The sequence below is a fragment of the uncultured Salinicola sp. genome, assembly GCF_937921195.1.
Classification (GTDB): domain Bacteria; phylum Pseudomonadota; class Gammaproteobacteria; order Pseudomonadales; family Halomonadaceae; genus Salinicola.
This window is the reverse complement of record NZ_CALFQK010000005.1, coordinates 1-10,015: the sequence shown is the minus strand read 5'-3', so window position 1 is coordinate 10,015 and position 10,015 is coordinate 1. Positions and strand designations below refer to the sequence as shown.

Genomic DNA, 10,015 nt, shown 5'->3' with positions numbered 1-10,015 from the left:
TCAGGATGAGCATTATCTGATCTCCTTCTCAGGGCCTTCTTCCATTCTCGGGTCAAGCTCTCGGGCCTCCTGCAAGGCAGGTCTGCCACCCGAGGAGCGATTATGCGTCATACGGGCCCTCAGGCCAATGACGCCATTCCATGAAAACCCGTGGCATCGTTGAAAGAGTGCATGTTTCCTTCGCTTTCTTCCAACTCCCCCTTAGCGTAGAACGCCTGGGCCATTCGTGAAGGCGTTATTCGATCATTCGCTTTGAATACTGTCCTTGTCGAGGCCAAAGGCGGTGTGCAGCGCTCGCACCGCAAGCTCCATCGCCTTCTCGTCGATCACGACGGAAATCTTGATCTCCGACGTCGATACCATCCGGATGTTGATGTTCTCTTCGGAGAGAACGCGGAACATCTTGGACGCGACGCCGGCGTGGGAACGCATGCCGACGCCGACCAGCGAAACCTTGGCGATGTTCTCGTCGCCCCGCAGGTCGCCGCCACCCAGGGCCGGGATGACGTCGTTCTGCAGAATCCGCATGGTCTGCTTGTAGTCGCCCTTGGCAACGGTGAAGGTGAAGTCGGTGTAGTCGCCCGCCGGCGCCACGTTCTGGACGATCATGTCGACTTCGATATTGGCATCGGCGATCGGACCCAGAATTCTCGACGCCACGCCGGGAACGTCGGGCGTGTTGAGCAGCGTGAGCTTGGCCTCGTTCGCGGTGAAGGCGATACCGGAGATGAGCGGTTCTTCCATCGATTCGAATTCCTCGTCTGCCACGATCAGCGTGCCCGGACCTTCCTCGAAACTCGAGAGCACGCGTAACGGTACGTTGTATTTGCCGGCGAACTCCACCGCCCGGATCTGGAGGACCTTGGAGCCCAGACTCGCCAGCTCCAGCATCTCTTCCACCGTGATCTTCTCCAGGCGCTGCGCCTTGGAGCAGACCCTGGGGTCCGTGGTGTAAACGCCGTCCACATCGGTATAGATCTGGCACTCGTCCGCGTTCAGTGCCGCGGCCAGCGCAACGCCGGTGGTGTCCGAGCCGCCGCGCCCCAGGGTAGTGATGTTGCCCTCCTCGTCGACCCCCTGGAAACCCGCCACGACCACTACCTGGCCGTCATCCAGATCCTCCTGGAGTTCATCGGTCTCGATACGCTGGATGCGTGCCTTGGTATGCGCGCTATCGGTGCGAATGCCCACCTGGGCGCCGGTGTAGGAGGTCGCCGGCACACCCAACTGGTGCAGGGCCATGGCCAGCAGCGAAATGGTGACCTGCTCCCCGGTCGAGACCAGCATGTCCATCTCGCGCGGCGTCGGATCCTCGTTGATCTGACTGGCCAGGCCGATGAGGCGATTGGTCTCGCCGCTCATCGCCGATACCACGACGACGACCCGATGCCCGGCGTCGCGATCACGCTTGACCTTCTCGGCCACGGCCTTGATCCGCTCCACCGAGCCGACCGATGTGCCTCCGAATTTCTGTACGTATAGCGCCATGAGTCTGCTCAATGCTCCCTAGCGTTGTCGACCGGCGCTGGCGCCGGTCGTGAATGCATTTAGGCCAGCCGCTCGGCAATCCAGGCTGGCACGCTCTCCAGCGCCGCCGGCAGCCGTGCCGGATCGCTGCCGCCAGCCTGGGCCATGTCGGGGCGCCCGCCCCCCTTGCCACCGACCTGCGCAGCGACGTGGTTGACGAGCTCGCCGGCCTTGACCTTGGCGACCAGATCGTCGGTCACTCCAGCGATCAGGCTGACCTTGCCTTCCTGGGCCGTCGCCAGCACCAGCACGCCAGACCCCATCTTCTGCTTGAGCTGGTCGTGCAGCCCCCGCAGGTCCTTGCCGGAGACCCCCTCGAGCTGGGTCGCCAATACCCGGACCCCTTCGACCTCCTGCGCCTTCCCGAGCAGATCGCTACCCGCCGCGCTGGCCAACTTGGCCTTGAGACGCTCGAGTTCCCTTTCCAGCCCCCGCTGTCTCTCGAGCACGGCATCCAGTCGCTCGACGATCTGCTCCGGCCTGGCTTTCAGGCGCTCGCCGACCGTATTGAGCTCACGCTCCTGCACGGCGAACCACGCCATCGCCGCCTCGCCGGTGATCGCCTCGATACGTCGCACACCCGCCGCGGTGCCGGACTCGGAAACGATATGGAACGGCCCGATGTCACCACTGCGGGCCACGTGCGTCCCACCGCAAAGCTCGATCGAGAAGTCGTCGGCGCCGATCGTCAGCACGCGCACGCTATCGAGGTACTTGGCTTCGAACAGGGCGCGAGCGCCCCTCGCCTTGGCCTCGTCGAGCGTCATCAGCTCGGTCCGTGTCGGCGCGTTGGCCAGGATCTGAGCATTGACGATGCGCTCGACCTGCGCCAGCTGCTCCGGCGTGAGCGGCTCGAAATGGCTGAAATCGAAGCGTAGACGTTCGGCGCTGACCAGCGAACCCTTCTGCTGGACATGATCGCCGAGGGTCAACCGCAAGGCTTCATGGAGCAGGTGGGTCGCCGAGTGGTTGCGCATGGTTGCCAGTCGCAGCGCAGGATCCACCTGCGGCGCGAGCCTCTCGCCGACGGTCACGCGCCCGCCGACCATCACGCCTTCGTGGAGATGATGCCCCGCCTGCTTGCGCGTGTTGGTCACCTGGAAGCGGCCACCGTCGGTTTGAAGATAGCCGGTATCGCCCACCTGACCGCCCGACTCGGCATAGAAAGGTGTGCGATCCAGCACGATGACACCCTTCTGGCCCTCCTCGAGCGCCGCAAGCGCATTGCCCGCTTCATCGACGATCGCCGTTACCTTCGACGAATCCTCGAGCCGATCGTAACCGGTAAACTCGGTGCTGCCCTCGAGCTCGAGCGCGGCACCATAGTCGCCGCCGAACTGGCTCGCGGCACGCGCCCGCTGGCGCTGCGCCTCCAGCTCGCGCTCGAACCCTGCCTGGTCCAGCATCACGCCGCGTTCGCGGCAGACGTCGGCAGTCAGGTCGAACGGGAAGCCGTAGGTGTCGTAGAGCTTGAAGATGGTTTCGCCTGGCAGGACGTCGTCTTCGAGCGCCGAGAGCGCCTCTTCGAGCAGCTTCATGCCGTGATCCAGCGTCCGCGCGAACTGCTGCTCCTCCTTCAGCAGTACCCGCTCGATCTGATCGCGGGCCTGGCGCAGCTCGGGGTAGGCCTCGCCCATCTCGGCATCCAGCGCCGCCACCAGCTTGTGGAAGAACGGCTCGCTGGCGCCCAGCTTGTGCCCATGGCGTACCGCACGACGGATGATGCGACGCAGCACGTAGCCACGCCCTTCGTTGGACGGCAGCACCCCGTCGACGATCAAAAACGCGCAGGAGCGGATATGATCGGCGATGACCCGCAGCGACGGCGTCTTGATGTCGTCGTGGCCGGTCACTTCGGACGCGGCCAGCAGCAGGTTACGGAACAGGTCGATCTCGTAGTTGGAGTGGACGCCCTGCATCACCGCGGCCATGCGCTCCAGCCCCATGCCGGTATCGATCGACGGCTTGGGCAGCGGATTCATGTTGCCGGAGGCGTCGCGGTCGAACTGCATGAAAACGAGGTTCCACACCTCGATGTAGCGATCCCCATCCTCTTCCGGGCTTCCCGGCGGGCCGCCCCAGACCTCCGGGCCGTGGTCGTAGAAGATCTCCGAGCAGGGGCCGCAGGGGCCGGTGTCACCCATCTGCCAGAAGTTGTCCTCATCCAGACGTGACAACCGCGCGGGGTCGACGCCGATATCCTCGATCCAGATTCTGGCCGCTTCGTCGTCGCTGATATGGACCGTGACCCAGAGCTTGTCCTTGGGCAGCGCCAGAACCTCGGTGATGAACGTCCAGGCGTAGCGAATCGCATCGGCCTTGAAATAGTCGCCGAAGCTGAAGTTGCCCATCATCTCGAAGAAGGTGTGGTGACGAGCGGTATAGCCGACGTTGTCCAGATCGTTGTGCTTGCCACCGGCGCGCACGCAGCGCTGCGCCGAGGTGGCGCGCACGTAGGGACGGGGGTCCCGGCCCAGGAACACGTCCTTGAACGGCACCATGCCGGCGTTGGTGAAGAGAAGCGTGGGATCGTTTTCCGGCACCAGAGAGGCGGAAGGTACGATGGTGTGCCCGCGCTCCTCGAAGAAGCTCAGGAAAGCCTGTCTGATATCTGCACTTTTCATAAACAATCCGTGGCGATAGGCGTGCCCACGGCGGCTAGCAGACCACGTGGCGACACAGAACACGGCAATGAAGAGGCGCCGTGAACGCCTCTCCTGCCATCGCAAAGCGCATTAGTATAACGTGGTCGGCCGATAGTCTGTCGAGTGCGACACCATTGTGGTCGGCCCGACACCCCCGCCACGGGTCGTGGGTAACCGGCGGGTGGGCGATACACGGGACGAGTATCGCGTGCGGCGCATGGCGGCGGAGCAGATGGAGCAGGCGGAGCAGTAACAGGAGCGCAGCGTTCCGGCGGGCTGCCGGCTTGCGGTAGAGATGCGGGAGGGAAGCCCCGGAAATCCGGGGGCAGAGGCGCGTGATGACTCGTGACGAAGGTTCAGGAGATACTGCTCGACCAGGCGTGCCTCATGGCATGGCGAACCTGCTCGAACTCGAAGCCCCGCCCCGCCAGGAAGCGCTCTCTCTTGGCACGCTCCCGCGGGGTGCCCCCCGGAGAATCGAAGCGCTTGGCGAGGGCCTGACTCGCCAGATCCTCCCAGTCGGGGGCCTCACTCTCGAAAGCCGAAGATATCAGCGACTCATCGATTCCCCGCCGTGCCATGTCGACGCGAATCTTGACGGGGCCCTGCCCGTGCGCAATGCGCGAGCGGACGAAGACCTCGGCGAATCTCGCATCGGACTGAAGCCCCTCCCTCGCCAGTTCGTCCAGGGCCTGGCGGATATCCTCGCGCTCCAGGCCCTTCGCGCTCATGCGGGTTTCCAGCTCGACGCGGGAGTACTCGCGCCGGGCCAGGAACCGAATGGCAACGTCTCGGGGGGACACCTCCCGGGACACATCCTCTCGAGAAGCGGCGTCACCGCAGAAGGCGTCGTTGCGCTCAGTCATCGATACCCTCGCCCTCCAGAGATAGCGGCTTACAGCAGCGTATCGCCGGAGTCATCGCTTTCGGCGACGGCCGCTTCGGGTTCCTTCTCCTTGGTTGCCGGTACCGCGAGCAGCTGGGCCCGAATCTGCGTTTCGATCTCGGCCATCACCTCGGGATGCTCCTCGAGATACTGGGCAGCGTTGGCCTTGCCCTGGCCGATCTTGCTGCCCTTGTAGCTGTACCAGGCCCCCGCCTTGTCGACCAGGTTGCACTGCACGCCGAGATCGATGACCTCGCCGGCATGGTAGATGCCCTTGCCATACAGGATCTGGAACTCGGACTGACGGAACGGCGGCGCCACCTTGTTCTTCACCACCTTGACCCGGGTTTCGTTACCGGTAACCTCGTCGCCCTGCTTGACCGAACCGATACGGCGAATATCGAGGCGCACGCTGGAGTAGAACTTGAGCGCGTTGCCACCGGTGGTGGTCTCGGGGCTACCGAACATCACGCCGATCTTCATGCGAATCTGGTTGATGAACACCACCATGCAGTTGGCGTTCTTGATATTGCCGGTGATCTTGCGCAGCGCCTGGGACATCAGGCGCGCCTGGAGGCCGACGTGGGAATCGCCCATCTCCCCCTCGATCTCCGCGCGCGGCGTCAGCGCCGCCACGGAATCGATGATGATGACGTCGACGCCACCGGAGCGCACCAGCATGTCGCAGATTTCGAGCGCCTGCTCGCCGGTGTCGGGCTGGGAAACCAGCAGCTCGTCGAGATCGACACCGAGTTTTTCGGCATAGCTCGGGTCGAGCGCGTGCTCGGCATCGACGAAGGCGCAGGTCTTGCCATCCTTCTGGGCCTGGGCGATCACCGACAGGGTCAGCGTAGTCTTGCCCGAGGATTCCGGACCGAAGATCTCGACGACACGACCGTAAGGCAACCCGCCGACACCCAGTGCGATATCCAGGCCCAGAGACCCCGTCGACACCACCGGAATCGCGGTACGCGGGGTATCGCCCAAGCGCATCACGGTGCCTTTGCCGAATTGACGATCGATCTGTGACAGTGCCGCATTGAGTGCCTTGCTGCGGTTTTCGTCCTGTGCCATGAACGTCTCCTATGGATGCACGAAGTGAGGCGGGGCAGCGCCGGTCGCAGCGCTCGGCTCACGCACTGTATGGTTAGACAGTAGTATGGCGAAAAAAAGCGCTCCCGCCTATCCCCCGCCGAAGATTTTCAATCCTGCCGCCGCGGAGCCCCGGACGCCGGCTTGCTGTCATCGTGAAGAGGCGTTGTCGGGCCGGCTTTCCGCCAGCGATTCGATCAGTCCCGACAGCGCCACGGCAACCGCCGACTCGCGGATCCGCCGACGGTCCCCCGGCAGCTGATGACGCTGCACCCGCTGATGGTGTGGGTTGCCCCAGGCGAACCACACCGTGCCCACGGGCTTGTCGGGACTGCCCCCGGCCGGGCCGGCAACGCCGCTGACCGCGACACCGAGTTCGGCCCCGCTATCGCGACAGGCACCGACGACCATCTCCCTGACGGTCTCCTCGCTGACCGCGCCATGGGTCTCCAGTGTGGCCCGCGACACTCCCAGCAGGCGCTGCTTGGCGGCATTGGCGTAGGTCACGTAGCCGGTCTCGAAGTAGGCGGAGCTGCCGGCGATCGCCGTGATGGCGCTGGCGACGCCGCCCCCGGTACAGGATTCCGCGGTGGTCAGCCGGACACCCAGCGCCAGACAGGCCTCCCCCAGACGCCGGGAGAGCGCCTCGCAATCCGGTTCGGCGCCCAGCGGGGATGTGGAGTCGTTCGTCATGGGCAACTTCCTCTTTCAGGGGTCGCTCTACCCGTCGGCCGCCGCTCCCCGGGCGACGGCGGGGGCAGAGCCGAAGGAGAAACCGATCGCCATCCAGTATGCGGAGAATCGTGGTTCATGCAATCGCCGAAGGGACACTGCGGGGACGCCTGCGTATCGCGGATGGAGGAGCACGCCCTGGCGGGAGCAAGGCGGTGGCGGGAGGCGGGTCAATCCGGTTCGCGGGGATCCCGGGGCGGAGGAATCACGGAAGGATGACGCGCCGCCAGTTCGGCAACGGCGATCTCCAGCAGCACAACGGCCAGTTCGCTGAGATTGACGTTACGCTTGTTGGCTTCGATGGCCAGCAGGCGATACGTGGAATCACTGAGGTGGTTGAGCACCAACCGGGCCATATGGGAGTCCTCGAGTACCGATTTCACACACTGTAACGAGTTATCGGCGGGCACTCAGGCTGAAATCACTACACCTGATGCATGATCCCCTCTAAGGCGACCGCCACCTCGCGCCGTGCCGGACCCAGCCACCGCGTGGTAACCTTGCCCCTCAGCGTACGACCCGGCATTCCGATGCCCCCTCTGTGTCCCCAGAATCGACGGAGCTTCCGAGACACCATGCAGGACGCGGCCTCCAGCAAGAGCACCCAGCATACGCCGATGATGGCGCAGTACCTCAAGATCAAGCGCGAGCATCCGGACGTGCTGCTCTTCTACCGGATGGGCGATTTCTACGAGCTTTTCTACGACGATGCCAAGCGTGCATCGCAACTGCTCGACATCACGCTGACGGCCCGCGGGCAGTCGGCCGGCAAGCCGATCCCCATGGCGGGCATCCCCTACCACAGCGTCGAGTCCTACCTGGCGCGACTGGTCAAATCCGGCCAGTCGGTGGCCATCTGCGAACAGATCGGCGATCCGAGCACGGCCAAGGGGCCGGTGGAGCGCCGGGTCGTGCGCATCGTCACACCGGGAACGCTGCTGGACGAAGCCCTGCTCGATGCCAGCCGCGATAACCTGCTGGTGGCCCTCCATCGCACCGGCGAACGCTGGGGTATCGCCTGGCTGGAACTCTCCAGCAGCCGCTTCAGCGTGCTCGAGATCGATGGCGAGGCCGACATGCTGGCCGAGATCCATCGGCTGCAGCCGGCGGAGCTGCTGGTCGCCGAAAGCCTCGACCTCTCGCCGTCGCTGGCGGAGCGGACCGGCCTGAAACGCCAGAACGACTGGCATTTCGACCTGGAGACCGCCAACCGTCTGCTGTGCGACCAGTTCGAGGTCGCCGATCTCAGGGGCTTCGGTTGCACCCATCTCGAAACCGCGCTGGTCGCCGCCGGCGTGCTGATCGACTACGCCAGGGACACCCAGCGTTCCCGACTGCCCCATGTCACCGCGCTGAGCGTCGAGAACCGTGACGAATCGGTGGTGATCGATGCCGCCAGCCGACGCAATCTCGAGATCGACATCAACCTCGGCGGCAGTGGTGACAACACCCTGGCCAGCGTGCTCGACACGACCGTCACGCCGATGGGCTCGCGTCTGCTCAAGCGCTGGCTCAATCGGCCCCTGCGTGACCGGCATCAGGTCGGCGCCCGCCAGGCAGCGGTGCAGTTGCTGCTCGACGCGGACCAGTACCTGCTGATCCGCGAGCCGCTCAGCGAGGTGGGCGATGTCGAGCGGATCCTGGCGCGGGTGGCACTGCGCAGCGCCCGCCCCCGGGATCTGGCCCGCCTGCGCGACGCGCTCAACGTGCTGCCGACGCTGCAGGCCGATCTCCAGCGAATCGAAGGCGAGAGCGCACTGGACGACCTCGCCCGCCATATCCACCCCTATCCCGAACTGGCCGACACCCTGACCCAGGCGCTGATCGACAACCCGCCGGTGGTGATCCGGGACGGCGGTGTCATCCGCGAAGGCTTCGACGCCGAGCTCGACGAGTATCGCGGGCTGGCCGAACACGCCGGCGACTACCTGATCCAGCTCGAGCTTCGTGAGCGCGAACGTACCGGCCTGCCGGGCCTCAAGGTCGGCTACAACCGGGTCCACGGCTACTACATCGAGATACCGCGCGCCCAGGCTCGCGAGGTGCCGGCGGACTATATCCGCCGCCAGACGCTGAAGAACGCCGAGCGCTTCATCATCCCCGAACTCAAGGAGTTCGAGGACAAGGCGCTGTCCGCCAAGTCTCGCGCGCTGGCGCGGGAAAAACTGCTCTACGAGAGCCTGATCGACACGCTCAATGCCGATCTCGATGCGCTGCAGGCCACCGGTCGCTCGCTGGGCGCGCTCGACGTGCTCTGCGCCTTCGCCGAACGCGCCCAGCATCTCGATTTCGTGCGTCCACGCCTGCTGGAACAACCGGGATTCAACATCATCGGCGGTCGTCACCCGGTGGTGGAACACGTCAGTCAGCACCCCTTCGTGCCCAACGACCTGATCCTCGACGACGATCGTCGCATGCTGGTGATCACCGGCCCCAACATGGGCGGCAAGTCGACCTACATGCGCCAGGCGGCGTTGATCGCCCTGCTCGCCCATACCGGCAGCTTCGTGCCCGCGGACAGCGCCGAGATCGGTCCGGTGGACCGGATCTTCACCCGAATCGGCTCCAGCGACGATCTCGCCGGCGGTCGCTCCACGTTCATGGTGGAGATGACCGAAACCGCCAGCATCCTTCACAACGCCACCGCCGAAAGCCTGGTGCTGATGGACGAGATCGGCCGCGGCACCAGCACCTTCGACGGCCTCTCGCTGGCCTGGGCCAGCGCCGAGCATCTCGCCGCCCAGCGGGCATTCACGCTGTTCGCCACCCACTACTTCGAGATGACCGCGCTGGCCGAGCAGCAGGAGACGGTGGCCAACGTCCACCTGACCGCGGCGGAGCATCGCGACGGGATCGTCTTCATGCACCGCGTCGAGGAGGGACCGGCCAGCCAGAGCTACGGCCTGCAGGTCGCCCAGCTCGCCGGCGTGCCCCAGACCGTGATCGCCCGCGCCCGCGACAAGCTGGCCAGTCTCGAGCAGCCTGCCGCCATGCCGGTGGCGTCCGACGTGCACGCCCAGCCCCCGGGACCGCAGCAGGCGGATCTGTTCGCCGCCACACCGCACCCGGTACTCGAAGCACTGGAGTCGCTGGATATCGACTCGCTGACGCCCCGGGCGGCGCTGGATCTGCT

7 protein-coding genes are annotated in these 10,015 nt (G+C 65.1%); 1 reads left to right on the top strand and 6 read right to left on the bottom strand.

All coding sequences use genetic code 11. From position 1 onward, the window contains the following. Positions 1-243: 243 nt before the first annotated feature. From Q0602_RS00410 to Q0602_RS00385, 6 genes are all read right to left on the bottom strand, one after another. Entirely contained in the window at positions 244-1,488 is a 1,245-nt protein-coding gene (locus tag Q0602_RS00410) for an aspartate kinase (protein ID WP_149434544.1), read from the bottom strand. Between the two features lie 59 nt (positions 1,489-1,547). Beyond that, entirely contained in the window at positions 1,548-4,151 is a 2,604-nt protein-coding gene (gene alaS, locus Q0602_RS00405) for an alanine--tRNA ligase (RefSeq protein ID WP_298837268.1), read from the bottom strand. Between the two features lie 377 nt (positions 4,152-4,528). Beyond that, positions 4,529-5,038, bottom strand: coding sequence for a regulatory protein RecX (locus tag Q0602_RS00400; protein WP_298837265.1), 510 nt, complete (start codon positions 5,036-5,038; stop codon positions 4,529-4,531). Positions 5,039-5,067: 29 nt separating this feature from the next. Further along, a complete protein-coding gene (gene recA, locus Q0602_RS00395) occupies positions 5,068-6,132 on the bottom strand; it encodes a recombinase RecA (RefSeq protein ID WP_295035256.1) in 1,065 nt (354 codons plus the stop codon). A gap of 168 nt (positions 6,133-6,300) precedes the next feature. After that, positions 6,301-6,843, bottom strand: coding sequence for a CinA family protein (locus Q0602_RS00390; protein WP_298837261.1), 543 nt, complete (start codon positions 6,841-6,843; stop codon positions 6,301-6,303). A gap of 209 nt (positions 6,844-7,052) precedes the next feature. Continuing rightward, positions 7,053-7,238 (bottom strand): hypothetical protein, encoded by a 186-nt coding sequence (locus tag Q0602_RS00385; protein ID WP_295035252.1) that lies wholly within the window; start codon positions 7,236-7,238, stop codon positions 7,053-7,055. A gap of 219 nt (positions 7,239-7,457) precedes the next feature. Here Q0602_RS00385 and mutS point away from each other — a divergent pair. Continuing rightward, a partial coding sequence (mutS, locus tag Q0602_RS00380; protein WP_298837258.1) for a DNA mismatch repair protein MutS occupies positions 7,458-10,015 on the top strand: 2,558 nt, incomplete at its 3' end.

Excerpts from the sequence above, each read along its gene's own strand:
- Q0602_RS00410 (WP_149434544.1), bottom strand. The coding sequence starts at position 1,488 with ATGGCGCTATACGTACAGAAATTCGGAGGCACATCGGTCGGCTCGGTG.
- alaS (WP_298837268.1), bottom strand. The coding sequence starts at position 4,151 with ATGAAAAGTGCAGATATCAGACAGGCTTTCCTGAGCTTCTTCGAGGAG.
- Q0602_RS00400 (WP_298837265.1), bottom strand. The coding sequence starts at position 5,038 with ATGACTGAGCGCAACGACGCCTTCTGCGGTGACGCCGCTTCTCGAGAG.
- recA (WP_295035256.1), bottom strand. The coding sequence starts at position 6,132 with ATGGCACAGGACGAAAACCGCAGCAAGGCACTCAATGCGGCACTGTCA.
- Q0602_RS00390 (WP_298837261.1), bottom strand. The coding sequence starts at position 6,843 with ATGACGAACGACTCCACATCCCCGCTGGGCGCCGAACCGGATTGCGAG.
- Q0602_RS00385 (WP_295035252.1), bottom strand. The coding sequence starts at position 7,238 with ATGGCCCGGTTGGTGCTCAACCACCTCAGTGATTCCACGTATCGCCTG.